Origin of the sequence: Candidatus Thiothrix phosphatis, from assembly GCF_035668035.1 — a bacterium.
Classification (GTDB): Bacteria; Pseudomonadota; Gammaproteobacteria; order Thiotrichales; family Thiotrichaceae; genus Thiothrix; species Thiothrix phosphatis.
In genome coordinates this window covers 24,628-47,029 of record NZ_JAYMYJ010000139.1, presented here as the reverse complement: position 1 = coordinate 47,029, position 22,402 = coordinate 24,628, and the positions used below count along the sequence as shown (strand labels likewise).

General features: G+C 54.6%; 20 protein-coding genes and 2 pseudogenes. 2 read left to right on the top strand and 20 right to left on the bottom strand.

All coding sequences use genetic code 11. The features are described from left to right. Positions 1-21 precede the first annotated feature (21 nt). The 8 genes and pseudogenes from VSS37_RS16600 to VSS37_RS16565 form a co-directional block, all read right to left on the bottom strand. On the bottom strand, positions 22-660 hold the full coding sequence (locus VSS37_RS16600) for a hypothetical protein (RefSeq protein WP_324697005.1): 639 nt from the start codon (positions 658-660) through the stop codon (positions 22-24). A gap of 6 nt (positions 661-666) precedes the next feature. Then, the gene (locus tag VSS37_RS16595; protein WP_324697003.1) at positions 667-2,280 is read right to left on the bottom strand and encodes an AAA family ATPase; all 1,614 of its coding nucleotides are present in this window, start codon (positions 2,278-2,280) and stop codon (positions 667-669) included. Beyond that, complete coding sequence (locus VSS37_RS16590; protein WP_324697002.1) at positions 2,280-4,289, bottom strand: restriction endonuclease subunit S; 2,010 nt, start codon at positions 4,287-4,289, stop codon at positions 2,280-2,282. The genes VSS37_RS16595 and VSS37_RS16590 overlap by 1 nt, the downstream gene beginning before the upstream one ends. Then, positions 4,289-6,091 (bottom strand): type I restriction-modification system subunit M, encoded by a 1,803-nt coding sequence (locus VSS37_RS16585; protein WP_324697000.1) that lies wholly within the window; start codon positions 6,089-6,091, stop codon positions 4,289-4,291. Before VSS37_RS16585 ends, VSS37_RS16590 begins: the two co-directional genes overlap by 1 nt. A 30-nt stretch (positions 6,092-6,121) precedes the next feature. Next, positions 6,122-6,517, bottom strand: coding sequence for a type II toxin-antitoxin system VapC family toxin (locus tag VSS37_RS16580; protein ID WP_324696998.1), 396 nt, complete (start codon positions 6,515-6,517; stop codon positions 6,122-6,124). Next, entirely contained in the window at positions 6,514-6,771 is a 258-nt protein-coding gene (locus VSS37_RS16575; protein ID WP_324696996.1) for an AbrB/MazE/SpoVT family DNA-binding domain-containing protein, read from the bottom strand. Before VSS37_RS16575 ends, VSS37_RS16580 begins: the two co-directional genes overlap by 4 nt. 71 nt (positions 6,772-6,842) lie before the next feature. After that, positions 6,843-9,311, bottom strand: coding sequence for an EcoAI/FtnUII family type I restriction enzme subunit R (hsdR, locus tag VSS37_RS16570; protein WP_324696995.1), 2,469 nt, complete (start codon positions 9,309-9,311; stop codon positions 6,843-6,845). A gap of 241 nt (positions 9,312-9,552) precedes the next feature. Next, positions 9,553-9,789, bottom strand: a pseudogene (locus tag VSS37_RS16565) (hypothetical protein); the annotation flags it as partial. A gap of 238 nt (positions 9,790-10,027) precedes the next feature. On the opposite strand from VSS37_RS16565, the gene VSS37_RS16560 reads away from it, so the two are divergent. Then, a complete protein-coding gene (locus tag VSS37_RS16560) occupies positions 10,028-10,453 on the top strand; it encodes a sirohydrochlorin chelatase (protein WP_324696993.1) in 426 nt (141 codons plus the stop codon). Here the strand turns inward: VSS37_RS16560 and VSS37_RS16555 are convergent. From VSS37_RS16555 to aroC, 5 genes are read right to left on the bottom strand one after another with little or no spacing between them, the layout of a single operon-like run. Beyond that, the gene (locus VSS37_RS16555; protein WP_324696992.1) at positions 10,431-11,099 is read right to left on the bottom strand and encodes an SPOR domain-containing protein; all 669 of its coding nucleotides are present in this window, start codon (positions 11,097-11,099) and stop codon (positions 10,431-10,433) included. The genes VSS37_RS16560 and VSS37_RS16555 overlap by 23 nt on opposite strands. Then, positions 11,084-11,842: a type III pantothenate kinase gene (locus tag VSS37_RS16550; protein ID WP_324696990.1), complete on the bottom strand. Its 759-nt coding sequence runs from the start codon at positions 11,840-11,842 to the stop codon at positions 11,084-11,086. Before VSS37_RS16550 ends, VSS37_RS16555 begins: the two co-directional genes overlap by 16 nt. After that, the gene (locus VSS37_RS16545) at positions 11,842-12,630 is read right to left on the bottom strand and encodes a biotin--[acetyl-CoA-carboxylase] ligase (protein WP_324696989.1); all 789 of its coding nucleotides are present in this window, start codon (positions 12,628-12,630) and stop codon (positions 11,842-11,844) included. Before VSS37_RS16545 ends, VSS37_RS16550 begins: the two co-directional genes overlap by 1 nt. After that, the gene (locus VSS37_RS16540; protein ID WP_324696987.1) at positions 12,611-13,807 is read right to left on the bottom strand and encodes an MFS transporter; all 1,197 of its coding nucleotides are present in this window, start codon (positions 13,805-13,807) and stop codon (positions 12,611-12,613) included. Before VSS37_RS16540 ends, VSS37_RS16545 begins: the two co-directional genes overlap by 20 nt. Beyond that, positions 13,804-14,901 (bottom strand): chorismate synthase, encoded by a 1,098-nt coding sequence (gene aroC, locus VSS37_RS16535; protein WP_324696985.1) that lies wholly within the window; start codon positions 14,899-14,901, stop codon positions 13,804-13,806. The genes VSS37_RS16540 and aroC overlap by 4 nt, the downstream gene beginning before the upstream one ends. Before the next feature lie 103 nt (positions 14,902-15,004). On the opposite strand from aroC, the pseudogene VSS37_RS21875 reads away from it, so the two are divergent. Next, a pseudogene (locus tag VSS37_RS21875) lies at positions 15,005-15,226 on the top strand (IS1-like element transposase); the annotation flags it as partial. 26 nt (positions 15,227-15,252) lie between these two features. Here VSS37_RS21875 and cobB read toward each other — a convergent pair. The 7 genes from cobB to VSS37_RS16495 form a co-directional block, all read right to left on the bottom strand. Beyond that, a complete protein-coding gene (gene cobB / locus VSS37_RS16525) occupies positions 15,253-15,960 on the bottom strand; it encodes a Sir2 family NAD+-dependent deacetylase (RefSeq protein ID WP_324696983.1) in 708 nt (235 codons plus the stop codon). 16 nt (positions 15,961-15,976) lie between these two features. Beyond that, positions 15,977-18,802: a valine--tRNA ligase gene (locus tag VSS37_RS16520; RefSeq protein WP_324696982.1), complete on the bottom strand. Its 2,826-nt coding sequence runs from the start codon at positions 18,800-18,802 to the stop codon at positions 15,977-15,979. Positions 18,803-18,869: 67 nt separating this feature from the next. Beyond that, positions 18,870-19,211 (bottom strand): hypothetical protein, encoded by a 342-nt coding sequence (locus tag VSS37_RS16515; protein ID WP_324696981.1) that lies wholly within the window; start codon positions 19,209-19,211, stop codon positions 18,870-18,872. Between the two features lie 13 nt (positions 19,212-19,224). Beyond that, on the bottom strand, positions 19,225-19,653 hold the full coding sequence (locus tag VSS37_RS16510) for a DNA polymerase III subunit chi (protein ID WP_324696979.1): 429 nt from the start codon (positions 19,651-19,653) through the stop codon (positions 19,225-19,227). A gap of 49 nt (positions 19,654-19,702) precedes the next feature. After that, on the bottom strand, positions 19,703-21,184 hold the full coding sequence (locus VSS37_RS16505; protein ID WP_324696977.1) for a leucyl aminopeptidase: 1,482 nt from the start codon (positions 21,182-21,184) through the stop codon (positions 19,703-19,705). An 82-nt stretch (positions 21,185-21,266) separates the two neighbouring features. After that, entirely contained in the window at positions 21,267-21,581 is a 315-nt protein-coding gene (locus tag VSS37_RS16500; protein WP_324696976.1) for a putative signal transducing protein, read from the bottom strand. Between the two features lie 60 nt (positions 21,582-21,641). Further along, positions 21,642-22,352, bottom strand: coding sequence for a class I SAM-dependent methyltransferase (locus VSS37_RS16495; protein WP_324696974.1), 711 nt, complete (start codon positions 22,350-22,352; stop codon positions 21,642-21,644). Positions 22,353-22,402: the final 50 nt, after the last annotated feature.

Sequence of the window (22,402 nt, the reverse complement as noted above, 5' to 3'; positions counted from 1 at the left end):
TCAGTGGCCATTATCTCATAATCAGGCGCGGCGGTGGGTTTTTAGAGGTTCCCTGGTCTCTTCTACCCTGTATTTTTCCCAATCTGAACAACCGGGTTCGGGAATAGCTTTACCTTCTTCGTCAAACGTAATCAGCTCCACATCCGACGCCTTGGTTGGATCAAGTAAGTATGGGTCTTCCGATTCCTCCCGTGGATTATCGAAGCTGGAAAGGCAGGACTCATTATTCAGCGGGAACCATCCGCCCTTTTTGCGGTTGCCAACATTCCCGCATAAACGGAAGTTAGTGTAATCAAATGCCAGCCACCAATAGCCATCCCGAATCGTGCCGTCCAAAGCTTTGGCTTCTTTTTTAGGACGGAAATGCTCAACGTCGTAATGTGAAAAAATTTCCTTGGCTTCTGAAAACCAGCATTTCCCCAACGAAAGCACTTCTAGCCAGGGTTTCAACTTACCCCAATGGGATGAATGATCATCAATAAACTGATTGCGCCCCACAATATTACCCGCTTGGTGTAGGCGTTCCAGTTCCTGTTTGTACACATTGGACTGGTCAAGCCACACTCTCCATGCCTCCTGCGTCCAAGGTTCCCATTGTGGAAAATCTGGGTTTCTTGGTGTATTGGCGGGAGTTTTCCCTTGCATATCAATAAATCGCATAGCCCTTTACTCTTCGTTGAGGATTTCATTGATAATTTCATCGGCGATGGCATCCTGTTCTGCCTGTTCTCCGGGGGTCGTCGGAGGCTTGCTCAAACGCCTGCGCTGCGCCATTTTGTAAACCAACTTTGCATAAAGCGGGTCTTTAAAATCAGCACTGGAAAAACCAAGATCAGCCAAATCGGCGCTCAAATAACGTAATTCATCATCCTGTTCCGGTGTGCGGTTTTCTGTGGCAAACAATTCGTTGCGGCGATACAAACGGCGTTCTGTTTCCGGGTCAAGCGTAGAAGACAAGCCAAACAGATTGCTTTTCAATAATCCTGTTACTCCCATACCCTGAGGATGTTCGTCTGGTGGGAAAACTTCCGTTTTTTGCCCTGTTTTACGCAGGATATGTACTTGCTCACGCTTTAGACTACCCACCATGATTGGGTCATGGGTTGTTACCAGTATCTGAGATTCGCCTTTATTGGACTCATCGTCATCTGCGCTGAGGATTTTTTCAATATCATCAAAATAACGTAGCTTCCAGATCGGGTTCAGATGCGTATCCGGTTCATCAAGCAGGAACAGGCAGTTATCACGCCGGGTAATACGCATCAGGCCGAGCACAGTTAACATCTGTAACTCGCCTTCGGAAAGCTGCTTGAAACTGATAGCGCCATCTGCACCGCGCTTTTTAACAGTGATCCGCACTTCCTCCAATAAGTCCCCGATATAGGCCGCTTCGGCATAACGGAAAAAGCGTTCCGGCGTTCCTACCATTTCGCCCAGTTTTTCCAGTGCGGACTGATCCGGTACAAACAGGTACATCAGTTCCTGCTTTTCCGGGCGGCGGCGAAAATCAATGGTGACGTTACGGGTTTCCTGAATCGGTGCCCAAGCCACTTTCCAAAGTTCATCCAGAAAACCATGAATGACCGTGCCACGGGCATACCAGAAACGTGGATCGCCTTCGAGAATATCCGTCTCTTTTAAATCACGCAGCGCGTAGGGCTTTTTCAGTACGAAGTTGGCGGACTCGATGGATTCAATTCCCAGATTGCCCAGCAATTTCTTGAATTCTTTATCCTCGGATAACAGGCAGGAAAGCAGCACCAATTGACTATGCCCGCCACGGCAGTAGAACAGGCGGCGAATCAGATCATCCTGATCCTGTTGCAGGATTTTCTTGTAGCGTTCCTGATGGGTTTGAAACAGAGATTCAATCCGGTCATTTTTGCCAGAGTAGTACGCGAAGATATGGGCGGGCAGGTATTCGTAGTCGTTACTGAGCAAAAAACCTTGTGTTTGCTTTTCTTCATTAACCCAGACATACGGACGCGCCTGATTGACGGTATCCGCAACGATTTTTATGTTGTTGCTGCCAATACGGTATTCCAACTCATAATCAAACGGAGCAGGCAAATCGAGATCAATATTACGAAAAATCGTGATCAGGGCTTCCATCAGGTTGGATTTACCCGTGCCGTTTTGACCTATCAGGGCATGACTACGGATGGGTTTCAGCTCCGCATCGGCTGGCTGCCTTGGCGAAGGTTCGTAATACTCGGCAAAATCCACCGTCACATCATGCAGGTTACGGAACTGTTTGAGCCACAGGCGTTGCAGTCGCATCAGTCGGCCTCCTTCTCCAGCATTTGCGCCCCGGTGGGTTCGGCGATCCAGCCGTGCATCACTTCGGTTTTAAGCTGGGCGTAGAAAGCGTCGACTTCCCCGCCGAAGCGCTGCCACAGGTCATTTGCGCCCATTTCTCCGTTATGGCGGGCAAGCAGGCTTGCCAATGGGGCTTGCATATTGCTGGGTGGTTGGGCTGTCCCCAAACGTACCGGGGCTTTCAATTCGGTTTGTGGGACTTTCATGGGTTCTTCCTGTTGTGGGGTGGAAATACCAGTCAGACTGGCAATAGCAGCCGTCGCCAATCGCTCAGCCGTCTTCTGAGCAGAACGAAGTTGCACCCCAAAAGAGTCGCATTGAAGCATGAACTGATTTAATTGCTGAACAATTAAAGCTTGCTCCTGTCTTGGAGGTAGAGGGATAAACAGATTTTCAACATCTTTTACATTGATATGCTTTACTGTCATACCGACAGCATCATTAGATAAACGCTTTTGGAAACTTGGACTCCGAATAGCATATATCACAAACTGGTTATCAAGTACTTCCTCAAAAACCCGGATAAGCATGAGTCTTTGACCTAAACAAACAGTTTGGCACTTTGGAACCAATGCCGCCTCACCCATTGGAGCTTCTCTTGTAAAGAAAATATCTCCCGCTTTCGGAGTTAGTCGCCGTGACCTTGAACGATAACCTTCATCAGACACCTTTCGTGTGTTTGATAAATTCATTATCCCATTTCGAATATCCGTTGTTCTTATCAGGTGAATGCCATTTTCGACATATTGTGGAGTTTTATGATCACAATCAATAACAACTTGGGCGGCTTGCAATAAAGTTACCCACTGCCAGTGTTGAGGTATAACATCGATAGGGAAGTTAACTCTTTGGTTACGAAGCTTTGTAAACATGGCTTTTGCTTCTTTTAATTCCTGATCTTTTGCTTTTCCCATCCATAACTTTCTAAGGTGTTCTATTTTCGTCAAGACATCTTTGCCTGTTTGAGTCTTACTGAACATATCTGGAGTAAGTAATTTCCCAGAAACTGCCAAGTCAAGAATCAAACTACGTAGCTCTTCTACATCCTCCGCCTCTGCAAACAAATGCGAGAAATTCCCCGCCAATCGCCCCCAGCTATCTTGCAACTCTTTCGGGCTTTCCGCATTGGCAACAGCTTGTAAAACAGACTGACGCAACTTGTTCTGTAATTGGCGTTTTTTCTGTTGTTGGGCTTCGAGTTTGTCGCAAAGCGCCATGAGTTCATCGACTTTGGCGACAATGCGGGATTGCTCTTCTGTTGGGGGTAAGGGAAAAGGATAAGTAGCAAAAAACTCTGTAGGTAAACGCTTCTGCCCCGCTGTTCCTGTCATGTTTTTTTCACCTTCGACTTTAAAATAAGGAGAGCGAAGGAAAATATAAACATAGTCAGGCAATACACCTTCATGGATCATACGAACCACATGTAACTCAGTAGTACCTGCACCTATTCCTAGTTCACTTTGCAAACCTCGGATAACAGCTGCTTTTCCATTCTCAAAACAGGGAGTGATTTTCGCAACCACAACGTCATTATTAGCAAAATGGGTGTACCCCTTTTTAATCTCATTCCATCCTCTAACTTCACTTACTAATACGGCCTTATGTAACTCAGAAATACCACTCATGGGTATAAAATCAGCTATTTTTCCTTCTTCATCCTCCAACTTATTTTTAGGGCTAATTTCACCTATATCCAACAAGCGAGTCCACACCCAAGCCTTAGGAATACTGATATTTCGAGCAACCAGTAAAGGCTCTTTTTCCAGCTTAGGTATTCGCTTGTATTTGCCTTTCTTTATCAGCCTCTCTCGCTCCAGTTCAATCTTTTGTAGCAGACTCTTGGCATCTTCAACTTGTTGACTTAATAAGCCCGTCACAGCTAGCTGATAAATCATTTCCCGAAGGCGTTGTACACCGCCTGGTGCATTGGCGATGTGTCCGAACTCTGCCAAAAACTGTTTGGCATCCATCAGGCGGCTTCCTCTTCCGCGAAGTGGTGAGCCAGTGCTGCGGCCAGTTCGCCTTTGAGGGTGTTTTCGGTTTCTTCGATTTCGCCGAGGAGTTTTTTGTACTTGCCCAGCAATATATCAGGATCGTGGCTTTCTTCTTCCGGAGCGTTCGGGTTTTTCTGGTCGAGGTTGAAGATAGGCCAATAGATACGGTCGCCCGCCGCCTGCGCATCCCGCGCTTTCAGGCGCAAGGGTTCGGCTTTAGCTTTGAGTTCTTCAATCTGGGTTTCTATTTGCTTACGGTAGTCGGCATCGGTGCTGCCCACCAGACTCTTGCGCAAGTCTCTGGCTTCGCTTTCCAGCGCATTCGCCTGATTATTGAAATCTTCGGCTTTATCCCAATGCGGTTTGGCTTCAGCCCACTTTTCGGCTTGCAGGGTTTTGAAGTCAAACTTCCACGCCAGTCCGGTTTCTTCACGGTCGGCAAAGTCGTTGTCTTCCGTGCCCCACCATGCCTTTTCCGCGTCGAACTCTTCCAGCCGGATCGGTTTGGTTTTGGAATAGCTTTTGTAACCGGGCGGATACGGATGCTCGTAAAACCAGATGGTGTCGGTTTTGAAGCTTTCATCCTGATCGTCATCGTCGGTTTCAGGCTTACGCCGGGTAAAGAACAGCAAGTTAGTTTTGATAGTGGTATAGGGTGCGAATACGCCTTTGGGCAAGCGCACGATGGTATGCAGCTTGCACTCTTTCAACAGCCTTTCTTTCAGCTTGCCCTTGATGCCATCGCCGAACATGAAGCCATCCGGCAACACCACCGCAGCCCGCCCGCCGTCATCTTTCAGCAGCTTTTTGACGATCAGCGCCATGAACATATCGGCAGTTTCGCGGGTGCGCAGGTCAGCCGGATAAGTGCCACCAACCGCATCCTCCTCATAACCACCAAACGGTGGATTGGTGACAATGCAATCCATCTTTTCCGCTTTGCTCCAGTCATTCCACGCACGGGCAAGCGTGTTGCGGTGTTCAATCTGGCTGGGTGCATCAATGCCATGCAGCAGCAAATTGGTGGTGCACAGCAAATGCGGCAGCGGCTTTTTTTCAAAGCCGAAAATCAGTTCCTCAATTGCCTTTTTATCGTCCGTACCGGATTTGTCGGTGATTTGATGGTTGAAGTGGTCGATTGCTGCCGTCAAAAAGCCGCCCGTGCCACAAGCCGGATCAAGCACCTTTTCCCGCTTGTCCAGACGTGGGTTGACCATCTGCACCATGAACTGGGTAATCGCCCGTGGCGTATAAAACTCGCCCGCATTCCCCGCCCCGCGCAGGTCATTGAGCATTTGTTCGTACACATCGCCCAGATTGGCGCGGGTCTTGAAGTCGTGGAAGTCGATGGCATCATCCAGCTTCTCGATCACTTCCTGCATCAACTGCCCGGACTTCATGTAGTTGTAGGAGTCGCGGAAAACCTCGTGGATAACCTTGTGCTTTTTGCCAAGTGCCGGATTAATAGCCTGCAAACCCGGAAACAGCGTATTGTTCACAAAGTCGATCAACTCACTGGCGGGCATACTGGGTTGTTTTTTGCCTTGCGCATCCTTGACCGGCTCTGCCCAATCGCACCAGCGCAAACCATCGGGGATGGGGGAAACATAGCTTGCCTTGTTGTCCCGAGCGTCGTCTTCCCACTCCTCCTCCCGTTGGTCAAAGACTTTCAGGAACAGCATCCAGGTCAACTGGCCAATGCGTTGCGCGTCACCATCGACACCTGCATCCTTGCGCATAATGTCCTGAATACTCTTGATAGTACTGCTGAGGTTCATCCGGATTCCTTTCTGGGAGAGGGCTTGTGATTATAGCGGGGTAAAATGGGGCGCTTTGGCGGCTTTTTTGTCGAAGGTCAGTGTGGTATCACAACCTTTGCCCTTCGCAACCTGAGAAATCAACAGATCTGCCAAATCATAGGTATTGTTCTGTGCGCTACTTACAAAGTCGTGGACGATCAGGGAATCCTGGAATTCCAGCGCCATCATGGAAAGCAGGTTGTTCAAGCAAACCAGTATCTCGTCCCGAGGCACTTCATAAATACTGCGCAAAACCCACATCAATTCCAGCACGACCACATTGCTGACAAATAACGGTTGTTTATCTGCTTCTGCATCGGTCAACAATTGGGTAGATACCTGTGTCTGCTTTTCGTCATCCTGCACCAGAAAGCGCACCAGCACATTGGTATCAATCGCTCTCATGAAGCTGTATCCCTAATGTACTGGGCAACCGCCTGATCCATTTCTTCGATAGTCACAGGGCGGGACTTTTTGTATTTGCTCAGTAACCCGGCAACTTCTACTACCTTGCGGGTAACAGGTTTGAGGACGACTTCGCCCCGATCATTGAGAATAAATTCAACCCTGTCACCTGTCATCAAATGCAGATTATCCCGTACACTCTTGGGGATCGTTACCTGTCCTTTTTGTGTCACTGTCGATACAAACGCATTCATACCCGGCCCTCCAGTATTACTTGACTCAAACATTATTACTCAAGGTAATACTTATTGCAAAGCGTGGTGGATTACGCAACATCCTGCTGGTACAAGGCATTCTCCAATTCACGCAATGCTTGTTGATACTGCTCGGGACTACCGAAAATCTTGCGCCGAATCTGGTGCTTCGTTCCAAACTGGTCAAACGGTGGCAATTCCAGAATTTTGGCGTCTTCAATGTCCTGCACGCCGAGGTCGGCAAATTTATCCAGCAAGGTTTCCAGCACTGCCCGCGCCTGCTCGCCGTACTTGCCGAACACATCGCGTTTTTTGACTTGGTTGGCGCGTTCCCGACGGGTCAGCGGTTTCTGGTCGAAAGCGACGTGCGCCACCAGATCAAACACATCCAGTTCCTCACCGTTGGGGACAGCCTGTTGCAACACATCAAGATGCACCCCTTGCGCTGCCAGTTCCTCCAGTATTGCCTGTTTGCGTTCGGCGGAGTTCCAGCGTTTCAGGAAATCATCCAGCGATTTGAATTCTTCCGTCAGTGAGTTTTTGACCTGTTCTTTCAGGGAGCTGCGGAAGGACTCCGTAATCAACTTGCCGTCAGCATCCAGATACTGGGTGCGCTCCACAGCAAGTTTTACGCCCACATCGTCTACCACATATTTGGTTCGCCCTGTCCCACCGCCTGAACCGGAATTATCGTCACCGCCTTCCGTTTCTGCGCTGCCAGCATCACTGCCCTCCGTTGCCTCATAAGGCAGAATTTCCGTTTCACCGATTGAGCCATCATCCAAATCTTCGGGCGGCACAACCGATTCATCCGGTTTTGGCTCAAACACCGCGACCGGCTCGCCATCAAAATCCGGGTCGGAGAACAAGCGGGTTGCCCCCTTGAAGTCCATGATGGTGAAATACAGCTTGTTGTAATCCTCGCGGATGCGCGTACCCCTGCCGATGATCTGCTTGAACTCGGTCATGGAGTTGATGGTTTGATCCAGCACAATCAGCTTGCAGGTTTTCGCATCCACCCCGGTGGTCAGCAGCTTGGAGGTGGTGGCAATCACCGGATAAGGTTCGTCATTGTCGATGAAGTAGGAAAGCTGCGCTTTGCCCTCATTATCATCACCGGTAATGCGCATCACGTAGCGACGGTTACGCGCCGCCTGCGGAATGATATTGACCAGCGCCTGCCGCATCCGCTCGGCATGGTCCTGATCATCACAGAACACAATCGTTTTGGCTTTCGGGTCAGTCGCCTTGAGGTATTCCCAGACTTTGCTGGCGACAAATTCAGTACGCTTGGTCAGCACCAGATTACGGTCAAAATCCTTGGTGTTGTATTGACGCTGTTCCAGCAACTGACCGTGCTTGTCGGTCTTGTCCTTCTCCGGTGTATAACCCAGCGCATCCACATCCGTGGCCACCCTGATCACTTTGTAAGGCGCAAGAAAACCGTCTTCGATGCCCTGTTTGAGCGAATAGGTGTAGATCGGATTGCCAAAATACTTGAGGTTGTATTCAGGGTCGGTAATCGTTTCCTCACCCTTTTTCGGCTTGATTTCCTTGGGTGTGGCAGTCAAGCCGAGATGGGTTGCATCGCTGAAATAATCGAGCACCTCACGCCATGCGGAATCCTCGCCCGCACTGCCGCGATGGCATTCATCAATCACGATCAGATCAAAGAAATCTGCCGGAAACTGGCGGTAAATCTGCTTCCATTCCTCTTTGCCCGTCACCGCTTGATACAAAGCCAGATAGATTTCGTAAACCTTTTTGGCTTCACGGTTGGTGATTTTGTGCATGACATTGCCAAACGGGGCAAAATCCTGCTGCATGGTTTGATCGACCAGAATATTGCGGTCAGCCAGAAACAGGATGCGTTTCTTCACTTTGGCTTTCCACAAGCGCCAAATGATCTGGAACGCGGTATAGGTTTTGCCTGTGCCGGTCGCCATGACCAATAAGATACGCTGTTGGCCTTTGGCAATGGCCTCAATAGTCTTGTTGATAGCTACCCGCTGGTAATAGCGCGGCTCCTTGCCGCTGCCATCGGTGTGATAAGGCTGCTCGATCAGTTTCACGGTATCCGGGTTTTGCAGACCTTTCCACTCCCGGTATTTCGCCCATAGTTCATCAGGGGTGGGGAAAGCATCCAGAGCCAGCTCACGCTCGACCGGATCAGACAACCCGGTACAGTCGTGCAACAAAAAACCTTTGCCGTTGCTGCTGATGGCAAACGGCACATCCAGCAATTCCGCATAAGCTAGAGCCTGTTGCATCCCTCGACCCAACGAGTAAATGGCCTGCTTGGCTTCGATAACGGCAATGGGTAGGTCAGGGCGGGCGTATAAAACGAAATCGGCGCGTTTCGGGCCACCTTTCGCATCGGGGTTGGTGATGCGTGCTGCCAGCTTTCCACGCACCCTTACCCGGCCAGCTGTCAGGCTAACCTCCTCACCAAACTGATTCTGCTGCCACCCGGCTTTCAGGATTGCGGGTACAATCCGTTTGGTGCAAATATCACGTTCGGTTAATTCATGGTCTTTCATGCCGTTTGCTTTCATTCGCATAATTGCAAAAACTGTAGCGGTACGTCGAACCATGCCCTACAGCAAAATGCCTGCTAAAGGCAACAATTGACCAGAATTAATAAAATTAATCAACAGAAAAATCAGGCAAGGGCGAACCCACCAGGAAGGTTCCCGGCTCGATCCAGCGCATCTGCTGGGTAATGCCAGCCACCGCCAAATCCGCATAGCGCCCGAACTCATCATTTCCCTCCTAGCACGCCCCTTCGATGTGGTCGATGTCCGGCTTGTCCATCATCGACAGGAACTGGCGGGCGTAGGCGGAAAGCGACTCCACGTAGCGCCGCTGCCCTTCCGCAAAGATCGTGTCGAACGCCAGCGACGACTTGCCCGAACCTGACAGGCCGGTGATCACGATCAGCTTGTCACGCGGCAGGTCGACATCGATGTTTTTCAGGTTGTGGGTGCGTGCGCCGCGAACGCGGATGAATTTGTCCATGGGTGTGGGGGTGGTAGTCGCAAAGTGCGGATTTTAGCAGGATGCTTACGGCAACTCATTTCTTTTACAGCTTGACAACCGCGACCACCCGCACAGTACACTCGGCTATCTCAATCCGGTGGAATTTGAGGCTAAAGCTCCCGCATCTTGAGGTGTCCGGGATTGCTGGGTCAGGTCACCCCGAACCCGTCCTTCTCGGAACCCATCAGAAGGAAAACATTCAGCCAAGGAAATTGCCATGCAAGCCCTGCTCATCATTGCCCACGGCAGCCGCCGCCCTGAATCCAACGACGAAATCCGTGCCCTCGCCTATCACATCGCCAGACAATCCGGCGACACCTACGGGTATGTCGGCAGCGCTTTTCTGGAACTTGCTGAACCCTCCATCCCGGATGGCGTCCAGCATTGCATCGAGCAAGGTGCCACCACCATCACCATCATGCCTTTTTTTCTCTCCGCAGGCCGCCATGTTGTCACTGACGTGCCGGAACTGGTGCGGGCGAAACAGCGCGAGCATCCCCACATCCAAATCCGCATGGCCCCCTACCTGGGCGTTTCCCCGCTCATGCCTAGCCTGATCCTGCAATCCGCCGCCCACGCCTGTGACTGCGACGGCGACGGCTGCTCCTACCCTGCCTGCCTTAAGGCGCAGCAGCCGGAATGATATTGCTGCACGCGCGCGGAATCCGTTGCACTTCAGAAGTCGCATCCACCGCCGCGCTCCATGCCTGCACGGGCGTATTGCTGCCAAACGGCTCATCGTAATCTACCCAGAACACTTCGCGCGGCTCCTGCTGCTCGGTGTAACGCGCGTCATAACCCAAATAACGGATATACTCGGCATGCCGTTTGGCTTTGTTCAGGTTATTGAAAAAACCTAATGCAATGGCGTTTTGGTATGGCCCTTCATTGATGATGTAAACATCGCGCACGTCATTCTTGACAATATCCTGTGCCGTCTTTTCCGCTTGCGCATAATCGGCCAGTGGCGGGATGTACACAAAGAAGTTCAGCGTCTCCATACTCTGCATCTTGCGGATTTGCACCGCCAAGCCAAAATTGCGCACCTTGCCCGCCACCAATTGCGCAGCCCGCTCGCTGTTGTAGGGGCCGATGGTGTAGCAACTGCTTTCCGTAGCCGCCGAATTGCTGCTGTACATCACACTATCGACATCCGTGCGCAAGGCCAGTGACGGCACACCCGGCTCCAGCAACACGGACTGGGGGCTGGCATGGCTCGGTGCCAGAAATGCGTTCCAGGCAAACGCCGACAGGTTCAGGAACAGCAGTGCAATCAGCAACTGGTACATGCTTCCTGCTCCGCAATATAACGCAAGCCATGCATCAGCAAATCAGGCTGCACCAGAAACCCATCATGCAGCCACGAGCGCAGATGGGCGGCATCCCCACCCGTCAAGATGCGCAAGGGCGGGGCAGACATGGCGAGTTGCATGCGCGTACAAATGCCTTCAATCGCCCCCACCAGCCCAAACAGGCAGCCACTGCCGATTGCCCGCGCCGTGCCATCAGCAAAAATGCCCGGCTGCTCGAAAGACAGGCTGAGTCTGCCTTGCGCCCGTGCGATCAACGCTTCTGCCGACAATTGCAGCCCTGGCAGGATCAAGCCGCCCAGATGCCGCCCGTCACCCTCCACAGCATCGACCGTAATGGCAGTGCCGCAATCAATCACAATACAGGGTTGGTCACCCGCCAGGCGGCGGGCGGCGACCAATCCGACGAAACGGTCAGCGCCCAGGGAGGTAGGGTTCTGGTAGCCGCTGATGATGCCATAGGCTTGGGGAACGGAATGCACCATCCGCAAATTGACGCCGCGCAGCGCACAAACTTCCCGCACACTGTCAGCAAACAATTGGGTCAGCACATGCACCAGGATAATATGTCCGACTGCTGGATAAGCATCCAGCAAGTCAATGAATGCAGCTAACGCCGGACGTTCCCCATAGGCGCGCGCTTGCTGTGCAGACAGGCTACCTGCCGCATCCAGCTCTGACCATTTCAGGCGTGAGTTGCCTGCATCCACCAGCAAAACCATTACATCCGTACCGATACATCCGCCGACGACAAGGTTCTTATTGATCCATCATATAATTTGATGCGTAATTGTCCGCGATCATCAACGCCTGATGCAAGCCCCAGCAAAACCTCAGGGCCAGCCACCACCCGCACTTCACGTTGACCGAGCACATCCCAAGCTTGCCAGTCCTGCCGGAATTGCGCCATATCCAGATGAGAAAACATTTGTAGACGTGGCACCAAACGGTTTAGCAGCGCCGCCGCCAACATGTTGCGGGCGACAGGCGCGCCAAGCGCCATACGCAAACTCGTCCATGGCTGGCCAATGCCGTCGCCAACCTCCGCCTGCATATTCACGTTCAAACCAATACCTATGACAATTTGCTCCAACGCGCCAACCGCTTCCAACAGGATTCCACCTAGCTTTTCACCATCATAGTACACATCGTTCGGCCATTTCAGGCCATGTCCATGCAGCCCACAATCTGCCAATGCCTCCACCACCGCCAGCCCTGCCACCAAACCCAGCATCGGCAGGTGCTCCGGCGTTTGCCCGAAGCACCAGCGCAGTGAGAAATACAAATTGATGCCCGGCGGAGACAGCCACTGCCGACCCCGACGGCCACGGCCAGCGGTCTGCTGTTCCGCCAGGCAGACATCGCCACACTGCCCGTCCTGCAAGGCCCAACGGTTGGTGGAATCCAGTTGCGGGAAAATATGCAGGCCATGCAGCGCCGAGGCAACCGCAGGGTCAAGGCGGCGGCGGATGGCATCTTCCTGCAAAGCGTCAGTGGCTGATGGCAACATCGGTTTCCTCCCGTACATAGATCATGGACAATATCCAACCCACCCCTACGACCAAGGCGGCAGCGTAAAAAGTCTGGGCGGCACCAAGCCATTCCCAAGCATAGCCGCTTGACAGGCTGCCGAAAGCCCCGCCAATCCCATAACTCAGGCCGGAATATAGCGCCTGCCCCCTGCCCTGCAATTTCCCTGGAAACTGGTGGTGAATCAAGTGAATGGCGGAGGCATGGAACAAACCGTAAGTGGCGGCGTGCAGCAGTTGTGAAACCATCAACACCGACACCTCATCAACCCATGCGCCCAGCGCCACCCAACGCAGGCTGGTCAGGAACAGTGCCAACATAAACAACCGCGCCGCGCCAAAACGGCGGATCAAGCCGTGCATGACCAGAAACAGCCCCACTTCCGCCAGCACACCCAGCGCCCACATCCAGCCGGTGAAACTGCGCGAATAACCATGGTCTTCCAGGTAGATGCTGAAAAACGTGTAGTAAACGCCGTGGCTGGCCTGCTGGAGCGCGCACGCCAGCAACAGCATCCACACCGCAGGCTGGCGCAGCACCTCGCGCAAACGGCTGTCCCTGACAGCAGCCCTGGCAGCATGGGGCTTGTCCTGCACCAGCCAGGTGGACAGCCAGATGCCCAGGAACAGCAGCAGCATTGCGTCCACCACCCGGCTGATTTCCTGCTGTTCCAGCACGGCGGGCAACCCCGCCACCATCACGATGAAACCGATGGAGCCCCACAAACGAATCCGGCTGTAACGCCCGATATGCGCGCCCAAATGGTTGAGGGTCAAGGCCTCAAATTGCGGCAGGGAAGCATTCCAGAAAAAGCCGAAACCCGCCATCACCAGCGCCATCCAGCCAAAATCCTGCCGCCAGTAAGCGCCAGCGAAACACACCAACGCCAATAGGCTAGCGACCCGGATAATGCGCAGGCGTTGTCCGGAATGATCCGCCAACCAGCCCCAGAGAAAGGGGGCCACCACTTTGGTGGCCATGAACACCGCCATCAGCTCGCCAATTTGTGCGGGCGAAAAACCGGCGGACTGTTTCAGGTGCACCGTCCAGTAAGGCACAAAGACGCCCAAGGCCGCAAAATAAGCGAAATAGAAAACCGAAAGCCGCCCGTAAGGCGGCTTTGTAGGCGGCTCAGAATTGACAGGGGGCTGATTCAAGGGGAGGCAGGAATGTCCGGCAGGCTGGTGACAACATCGGCATTTTGCGCCCGATGGCGTAAAGCGTGATCCATCAGCGTAATCGCCAGCATCGCCTCACAAATCGGCGTGGCGCGGATGCCCACACAGGGGTCATGGCGGCCTTTGGTGACGACTTCCACCGCCTCGCCATCCAGATTCACCGTGCGCCCAGGGATACGCATGCTGGAGGTCGGCTTGAAAGCAGTATGCACAATAATGTCCTGCCCGGAAGAAATGCCGCCCAGGATGCCGCCCGCATTGTTGCTGAGGAAGCCATCCAGGGTTATTTCATCACGGTGTTCCGTCCCCTTTTGCGCCACACAAGCGAACCCTGCACCGATTTCCACCCCTTTGGCGGCATTGATGCCCATCATGGCATGCGCAATATCAGCATCCAGCCGGTCAAAAATCGGTTCGCCCCAACCCGGCGGCGTATTGGATGCAATTGTGGTGATTTTGGCACCGACAGAATTGCCTTCCTTGCGCAGGTCGTCCATGTATTCCTCCATCAGCGGCACTTTGCCAGCGTCCGGACAGAAAAACGGATTGTTGGAAACTTCCTCCCAATCTAGCTTTTCCGCCACAATCGGCCCCAACTGCGACAGATAGCCACGGATAAGCACGCCGTAACGTTCTTGCAGCCACTTTTTGGCGATTGCGCCAGCGGCCACACGCATGGCGGTTTCCCGTGCGGATGAACGCCCCCCACCACGGTAATCACGCAACCCGTATTTCTTGTAATAGGTGTAATCCGCATGGCCTGGACGGAAACGATCCATAATGTCGCTGTAGTCCTTGGATCGCTGATCCGTGTTATGGATGATCAGCGCGATTGGCGCGCCAGTCGTCCTGCCCTCAAACACGCCGGAAAGGATTTGCACCTCATCTGCTTCACGCCGCTGGGTGGTGTGGCGGCTCTGCCCCGGCTTGCGCCGGTCGAGATCAATCTGGATGTCGGCTTCCGCAAGGGCAAGCCCGGGGGGGCAGCCATCCACGATACAGCCAATTGCGGGGCCATGACTCTCGCCGAAGGAGGTCACGGCAAACAGTTTTCCAAAGCTATTTCCTGACATAGGCTGCGATTGTAACAGCAATTAAAAAGCCCTGGCAGCCTGTTTTCAACATAACCATTTATCGGTGGTGGGTCAAACCTGAAGCATCCTGTATGCTTGAGCGATGGCATGCCATCAAGAAATTCACTGTCCAGATTGCGGCAGCCCGCGAATCCGAAAAGTAGGTCACAGTGCACGGGGCGAACCGCGTTACCGTTGTGACAACCCAGACTGCGCAAAGAAAAGCTTCATGCTGACATACCGTTATGCGGCCCGCCAACCCGGCATCAAGGAGAAGGTGGTGGAAATGGCGGTCAACAGTGGCGGGGTGCGGGATACTGCCCGTAATGTCTTTTCAAACTCGGGTAGCGCTTATTCCAACAGCCTTTCGACGAACATCGGCACAACCTGGGTGGCTGGGCCGTTGAACGATTTGTCAAAACGGGCGCTATTGTTGCTTGGGTCGAGGTTCAGCTCCACCGTTCTGGAGCCTGCCTCCCGTGCGACCTCCACGAACCCCGCCGCCGGGTAGACCTGCCCGGAGGTGCCAATGGAAAGGAACAGGTCGCATTCCTCCAGTGCCGCGTAAATGTCTTCCATCAGCAGCGGCATTTCGCCAAACCAGACAATGTGCGGGCGCAGGTTGCCGGGTTTCCCGCAACATTCGCAAACCGTGCGGGTATCCAGGTCGTCAGTCCAACCGTAGACCTGGCCGCTGTGCTGGCAACGGATTTTGCCAAGTTCGCCGTGCATATGGATCAGGTTGGTGCTGCCAGCGCGTTCGTGCAGGTCGTCGACATTCTGGGTCACCAGCAGCACTTCGCCAGGGTATTCCTGCTCCAGGCGGGCGAGGGCAAGGTGGGCGGCGTTGGGCTGCACCGCCGGGTCATGCAACTGGCGGCGGCGGGCGTTGTAAAATTCGTGCACTAGTGCGGGGTTGGCGGCGAAGCCTTCAGGTGTCGCCACTTCCTCAATGCGGTGGTTGTGCCACAAGCCATCAGCGGCGCGGAAGGTCTGGATGCCAGATTCAGCGGAAATGCCCGCGCCCGTCAGGATGACAATGCTAGGGTACTGGTTCATAAATGCCTTTCTCCTCTTACAGCGCCCTGATTTTTTCCAGTTGCGCCTGCAACTGCGCGCAGGCGGTACGCTGTTCCTCCGCCTGTTGGTGTGCTGCGGCCACCACTTCCGGCTTTGCCTTTTCGGTGAACGCCGGATTGTTGAGGCGGCCTTCCAACCCGGCCAGCGCTTTTTGCAGCTTCTCAATTTCCTTGTTCAGGCGGGTGATTTCGGCGTCCTTGTCAATCAGGCCCGCCAGAGGGATCAGCACATTCATTTCACCCACCAAGGCGGTGGCGGATTCTGGTGCCGTTTCGTCCTGCGCCAGCCAAGTGACGGATTCGACCTTGGCGAGCGCGCGGGCATAGGCTTCACTGTTGGTGTACAGCGTCTTGTCGGCATCGCTCCAGTTTTGCAGCAGCACGTCGAGCGCTTGCCCTGGCTTGATGTCCATTTCGGAGCGGATGCGGCGGATGCCCATGATGAAGGCTTTCACCCATTCGATTTCAGCCAGCGCCGCCTTGTCGGTTAGGGCTTCATCAGCAACAGGGAAAGGTTGCAGCATGATGGTGTCGCCGGAAATGCCCGCCAGCCCTTTGATGCCCTGCCAGATTTCTTCGGTGATGAAGGGCATGATCGGGTGCATCAGGCGCAGGGCGCTTTCCAGCACGCGCACCAGGGCGCGGCGTGTCCCGCGTTTGGCCGCATCATTGTCATTGTGCTTGCTGAGGACGGGCTTGGTCAGTTCCAGATACCAGTCACAGTATTCGTGCCAGACGAATTCGTACATGGCTTTGGCGGCAAGGTCGAAGCGGTAGTTGTCGATATGGTCGGCCACTTCGGCGACAGTCTGTTGCAATTGCGCCAGAATCCAGCGGTCAGCGGCGGAAAGCTCCACCGGCAGGCTGGCGTCCAGCCCAGTGTCCTGGTCTTCGCACTGCATCAGCACGTAACGCGCCGCATTCCACAGCTTGTTGCAGAAATTGCGGTAGCCTTCCAGCCGTTGCAGGTCGAAGCGGATGTCGCGCCCTGCGGTGGCGAAGGAGGCGAAGGTGAAACGCAGCGCATCGGTGCCGTAGGGTTCGATCCCGTCCGGAAATTGCTTGCGGGTGGCCTTGTCGATCTTGGCGGCCAGTTGCGGCTGCATCATGCCGCTGGTGCGTTTGGCGACCAGCGATTCCAGGTCGATGCCGTCGATGATGTCCAGCGGGTCAAGCACGTTGCCTTTGGATTTGGACATTTTCTGGCCTTCCGCGTCGCGCACCAGACCGTGGATGTAGACATCGCGGAACGGCACATCACCCATGAATTTCAGGCCGAACATGATCATGCGCGCGACCCAGAAGAAGATGATGTCGAAGCCGGTCATCAACATGCTGGTCGGGTAGAAGGTTTTCAGTGCCGCATCGTCCACATCCGGCCAACCAAGGGTGGAAAACGGCCACAGTGCGGAGGAGAACCAGGTGTCGAGCACGTCTTCGTCCTGACGCAGGGCAAGGTCGGCAGGCAGTTGATGTTGGCTGCGGGCTTCCTCCTCACTGCGCCCGACGTAGACATTGCCTGCGTCGTCATACCACGCCGGGATGCGATGCCCCCACCACAACTGGCGGGAAATACACCAGTCGTCGAGGTTGTACATCCAGTGGTTGTAGGTGTTCACCCAGTTGCCGGGGATGAAGCGGATTTTCCCGCTTTCCACGGCATCAATTGCGGGTTGGGCAATCGCGGCCTTGCCGCCGGGGCGGCCATCCGGCTGCACCTCGCGGGTCAGGTCGACGTACCACTGGTCGGTCAGGTACGGCTCGATAACGGTGCCGGAGCGGTCGCCACGCGGCACCATCAGCTTGTGATCCTTGATTTCCGCCAGCAGGCCGAGTGCGTCCATGTCCGCCACGATCTGCTTGCGCGCGGCGTAGCGTTCCAGGCCACGGTATTGTTCCGGTGCCACATCATTGATGCAGGCGTCGATGGTGAAAATATTGATCAACGGCAGGTTATGGCGTTTGCCGACCTGATAGTCGTTGAAATCGTGTGCAGGGGTGATCTTGACGCAACCCGTACCTTTTTCGGGGTCGGCGTACTCATCGCCCACGACGGGGATCAGGCGGCCAACCAGCGGCAGCACAACTTGCTTGCCAATCAGGTGCTGGTAACGTTCGTCATCGGGGTGGACGGCGACGGCGGAGTCGCCCAACATGGTTTCCGGGCGGGTGGTGGCGACGGTCAGGAATTCGTCGGTGGCATGGCCGCTAACATCCGCCACCGGATAGCGGAAGTGCCACATGAAGCCGTTTTCCTCCTCGGAAATGACTTCCAGATCGGAAACGGCGGTGTGCAGCACCGGATCCCAGTTCACTAGGCGTTGGCCACGGTAGATCAGCCCTTTCTCGTACAGGCGCACGAACACTTCGCGGACGGCGGCGGACAAGCCTTCATCCATGGTGAAGCGTTCCCGCGCCCAGTCCGGCGTGGTGCCGAGGCGGCGCAATTGGCGGGTAATGGTGCTGCCGGAGTGTTCTTTCCACTCCCAGACTTTTTCGAGGAATTGTTCCCGACCCAAATCGTGGCGGGTGACGCCTTGTGCATTCAACTGGCGTTCGACCACCATCTGCGTGGCGATGCCAGCATGGTCAGTGCCCGGTTGGTACAGGGTTTTGTCGCCCTTCATGCGGTGATAGCGGATCAGGGTGTCGATCACCATCTGGTTGAAACCATGCCCCATGTGCAGCGTCCCGGTCACATTGGGGGGGGGGATCATAATGCAATACGGTTTGCCGTCACCCTGTGGGGCGAAGTAACCACTTTGTTCCCAATGTTGGTACCAGCGTTGTTCGATTGCTTGGGGTTGGTAGGTCTTGTCCATGTCCGCCGCTTTTCAGAAAGGATGAAAAAGAGCGGCATTATAGCGGGTTTATTCCCTGCGGGGGAAATCACTTCAGCATGCCGGAAAGCTCACGGATGAGCTCGTCGCGCGCTTGGTCGATATGTTTTTCCACTGCCGGATCAATACGGGGCGGGGCTGTGGGTGGGGCGGATTGTTTGCTGTTTTCGGAACGGATGGCGTGGGCGCGGGCCAAGCCGGAATATTCGTCCTGCCCGGTGGCGGATTGCAGTTCGGCAATGCGCTCTTTCAAACGTTGTTCAAATGTTTCACGGCGTTGCTGGCGCGAGCGGGGGTTCCGCACTTGTTCGACAATTTCATTGTCACCTGCCCGCACCAGATCGGTAATCACCGGGATACGAATGGTTTTGTCGAAATCTTGCCTCATCATGATTAATCGTTGCTTAAATCTTAAGTTGATGGTAGTCCAGATTATAGCCGCGGTCACGGTAAAACTGATAGCGTTTGCGACCAGCGCGTATCACGGGTTCCTCCTGATCCAGAATTTCAGCTAATCGTTCAAAACGTGAGAAAAATGCTGGAATTTCATTGGAGACATTGATAAGTAGCCCGCAATTCTCCATCGGTTCATGGTCATGGCCGATTAGAATGAATTCATTTTGCTCACGGACTGGGGCAATGGCATGGGGAATGAACGACAAGTCATTGAACGTCCACAACAAATCATCCAACCGTTGGCTGGTGGAAGGGGCGTCTGTATGGATGTAAGTGTGCAAGCGCTGCTGCCAGGCTTTAGCCACCACCTTGCAGGCCAGGATCAGCCGCGCTTGCAGGCTGCTGGTATTTCCGACATAAAAATCAATCTTGGTCATATTGGGTTTGTGCCTTCCCCTGGGCGGGGAAGGTCAGGAATGCAAGGGGTCAAACACCGGCCCGGTTGATCAGAATCTGGCACAGCAATGGCACCGGACGCCCGGTGGCACCTTTGGCTGCGCCGCTTTTCCAAGCTGTGCCCGCGATGTCGAGATGCGCCCACGGATAGTTTTCGGTAAAGCGCGCCAGGAAACAGGCCGCAGTGATCGCGCCTGCCGGTGGGCCGCCGATGTTGCCCATGTCGGCAAAGTTGCTTTTGAGCTGTTCCTGGTATTTTTCCCCCATCGGCAAGCGCCACGCTTCGTCACACGCCTGTTTGCCAGCGGCCAGCACTTCTTCCGCCAGCGCATCATTATTACTGAGCAGCCCGGAGGTGTGGTGCCCCAGTGCGGTGATGCAGGCTCCGGTCAGGGTGGCGATGTCAATCACGGCGGCAGGGTTAAAGCGCTCCACATAGGTCAGCGCGTCGCACAGCACCAGTCGGCCTTCGGCGTCGGTGTTGAGGATTTCAATGGTTTTGCCGGACATGCTGGTGACGATGTCGCCGGGTTTGCTGGCCTTGCCGCCGGGCATGTTCTCGGCGGCGGCGATCACGCCAATCACGTTCAGCGGCAACTGCATCGCCACACAGGCGGTGAGTGCGCCGATCACGCTGGCGGCGCCGGTCATGTCGAATTTCATTTCATCCATGGCGTTGCCCGGCTTGAGGGAAATGCCGCCCGTGTCGAAGGTGATGCCTTTGCCGACCAGCGCCAGCGGCGCATCACCGACGTTTCCGCCGTGGTATTGCAGGATCACCATCTTGCCGTCCTGGATGCTGCCTTTGGAGACAGACAGGAAGGAACCCATGCCCAGCGCTTCCATGTCAGACTCTTCCAACACATCAATGTCAACCTTGTTGGATGAGTTCGCCAGTTCCTGGGCAGTTTCGGCCAGGTAAGTTGGGGTGCAAACATTGCCTGGGCTGTTGGCGAGGTCGCGGCTGACACGCATGCCTTCGGCGATGGCGGCCCCCTGGCGGATGGCTGTGCTGAAATCACCGGCGATGGTGTGGGCAAGAGTCCAGGCTTCCAGTTCCGGCCGGTCGTCTTTCTTGCTCTTGTAGGTGTCGAAGGCGTACAACGCATCCGCGACCGCCACGACAGACTGGCGCACGGCGTCCTGCAAGTGTTCAGAGACGATTTCGTCGGTCAGGAATGCAATGGCGTTGCCCGCTTTGCTGCTTTTTAGGACATTGACAGCGGTCTGGGTTATCTGCGCGAGTGCTTCCAGCGTCAGTTTGTCCTTTTCCCCCATGCCGACCAGCAGCACCCGTTGGGCGGTCACGCCGGGCAGCTTATAGAGCATGCTGGTGCGGTTTTTGTCCCCGGAAAAGTCGCCGATGTCCAGATGGTTTTGCAACGCGCCTGCGCTGGCCGCATCCAACTGGGCGGCGGCGGCGGACAGTTTGCCCTGCCGGTAAACGCCCACGATGATGCAGTCGGTATGCAAAGTGGCGGCGTTGGCGGACGGCTCAAAGTGATAGTTCATGGTGTTGTCCCTTCAGATGGCTTTTGTTGTAGCGGGCACAGTTTACACGACAGGATTCCAATCCTGAAACGGGTTGTTGCGCTTAGGTGGCGTCGGTTGTATACCCGCAATTCCAGCAAGTTTGGAACTGGCCTTCGATGCGTTCATTGCAGTTGGGGCAAGTCCAGTCAGGGGCGTTGGCCTGCGCTTCCAGGGTCATGCGGATAATCGCCAGGGCACAGGTTTCGTGCTCCGCCTGCACCCACAACTCTGGCCAGGTTTCATTGATGGGCAGTTCGCCCGTGCCGCCGCTGAGGAAATAGTTCTTCAGGATGCAGTGGATGCCAGCATTTTCCAGCACATCTTTCAGGAAACCGGCCATCATCGGGGTAGCGGAGGTGTAGACACGTTTCATCATCGGGTGATTCTACTGTTTTTTCCCTGCACTACGGCAAATCCTGATTATCAGTGGGCCAAATCAAGCGGGTTTGCGCAGGATGTCAAAACGGGCCGGATTTTCGAAGCGCACGCCTTCCGGGCTAAGATGGGCGTTGAAACGGGTTTTCACGGTTTGGTACAGCGCCTCGTCCAATTGGTGGTGGGTGTGAGTGACTTTGAGGATGCGCTGCTCGAATTCGGCGAAGTCGGTGAAATGGCTTTCGGTATTGCAGAAAATTTGCTCCACCGATTCCAGCACCCCGGCGTCGACGGCTTCGCGGATGGCGTTGAACGCCAGTTCGCGCACGGTTTTTTCGTCGTTGAACAGGCGCAGGATGTCATTGAAGTCGCCTGCGTACACCGGCTCGGAAATCCACGCCATCCCGCCGGGCTTGAGCACCCGGGCGATTTCTTGCAAGGCGGCCCCCATCCGTTCGCGCGGCACATGGTGCAGGGACTTGAACATGAACACCACATCAATGCTGTTGTCGGGCATGTCGATGGCTTCTGCGCCGCCGGTGCGGAATTCGATGCTGGCAGGGTGCTCACTGACCAGGTTGAGGGCGTGTTGGATCTGGTCGACTTCGGTGGCGATGATGCGGGCGATGGGAAAGCGTTCGGCGATACGGAGGGTCATCTGCGCCTTGCCACAGCCCAACTCCAGCACGGTGGCGTTTGTGAGCGGGAGGCGTTGGCCGATCAGTTCAAGTTCGTTGCATAGGGTGGAGGCACTTGGGTTCTGGATTTGCATGGCGGTCAGCGGATGGTTACGAAAAGTTTATTTTGGCATGAATCCCTGCG

What these genes read in the sequence shown, in the direction of transcription:
- VSS37_RS16545 (WP_324696989.1), bottom strand. Translation starts at nt 12,630, where the DNA reads ATGTTGCCATCAGCCACTGACGCTTTGCAGGAAGATGCCATCCGCCGC.
- aroC (WP_324696985.1), bottom strand. Translation starts at nt 14,901, where the DNA reads ATGTCAGGAAATAGCTTTGGAAAACTGTTTGCCGTGACCTCCTTCGGC.
- VSS37_RS16500 (WP_324696976.1), bottom strand. Translation starts at nt 21,581, where the DNA reads ATGATGAAACGTGTCTACACCTCCGCTACCCCGATGATGGCCGGTTTC.
- VSS37_RS16515 (WP_324696981.1), bottom strand. Translation starts at nt 19,211, where the DNA reads ATGATGAGGCAAGATTTCGACAAAACCATTCGTATCCCGGTGATTACC.
- VSS37_RS16575 (WP_324696996.1), bottom strand. Translation starts at nt 6,771, where the DNA reads ATGAATGCGTTTGTATCGACAGTGACACAAAAAGGACAGGTAACGATC.
- hsdR (WP_324696995.1), bottom strand. Translation starts at nt 9,311, where the DNA reads ATGAAAGACCATGAATTAACCGAACGTGATATTTGCACCAAACGGATT.
- VSS37_RS16580 (WP_324696998.1), bottom strand. Translation starts at nt 6,517, where the DNA reads ATGAGAGCGATTGATACCAATGTGCTGGTGCGCTTTCTGGTGCAGGAT.
- VSS37_RS16550 (WP_324696990.1), bottom strand. Translation starts at nt 11,842, where the DNA reads ATGGTTTTGCTGGTGGATGCAGGCAACTCACGCCTGAAATGGTCAGAG.
- VSS37_RS16520 (WP_324696982.1), bottom strand. Translation starts at nt 18,802, where the DNA reads ATGGACAAGACCTACCAACCCCAAGCAATCGAACAACGCTGGTACCAA.
- cobB (WP_324696983.1), bottom strand. Translation starts at nt 15,960, where the DNA reads ATGAACCAGTACCCTAGCATTGTCATCCTGACGGGCGCGGGCATTTCC.
- VSS37_RS16590 (WP_324697002.1), bottom strand. Translation starts at nt 4,289, where the DNA reads ATGGATGCCAAACAGTTTTTGGCAGAGTTCGGACACATCGCCAATGCA.
- VSS37_RS16495 (WP_324696974.1), bottom strand. Translation starts at nt 22,352, where the DNA reads ATGCAAATCCAGAACCCAAGTGCCTCCACCCTATGCAACGAACTTGAA.
- VSS37_RS16585 (WP_324697000.1), bottom strand. Translation starts at nt 6,091, where the DNA reads ATGAACCTCAGCAGTACTATCAAGAGTATTCAGGACATTATGCGCAAG.
- VSS37_RS16600 (WP_324697005.1), bottom strand. Translation starts at nt 660, where the DNA reads ATGCGATTTATTGATATGCAAGGGAAAACTCCCGCCAATACACCAAGA.
- VSS37_RS16505 (WP_324696977.1), bottom strand. Translation starts at nt 21,184, where the DNA reads ATGAACTATCACTTTGAGCCGTCCGCCAACGCCGCCACTTTGCATACC.
- VSS37_RS16555 (WP_324696992.1), bottom strand. Translation starts at nt 11,099, where the DNA reads ATGTACCAGTTGCTGATTGCACTGCTGTTCCTGAACCTGTCGGCGTTT.
- VSS37_RS16510 (WP_324696979.1), bottom strand. Translation starts at nt 19,653, where the DNA reads ATGACCAAGATTGATTTTTATGTCGGAAATACCAGCAGCCTGCAAGCG.
- VSS37_RS16560 (WP_324696993.1), top strand. Translation starts at nt 10,028, where the DNA reads ATGCAAGCCCTGCTCATCATTGCCCACGGCAGCCGCCGCCCTGAATCC.
- VSS37_RS16595 (WP_324697003.1), bottom strand. Translation starts at nt 2,280, where the DNA reads ATGCGACTGCAACGCCTGTGGCTCAAACAGTTCCGTAACCTGCATGAT.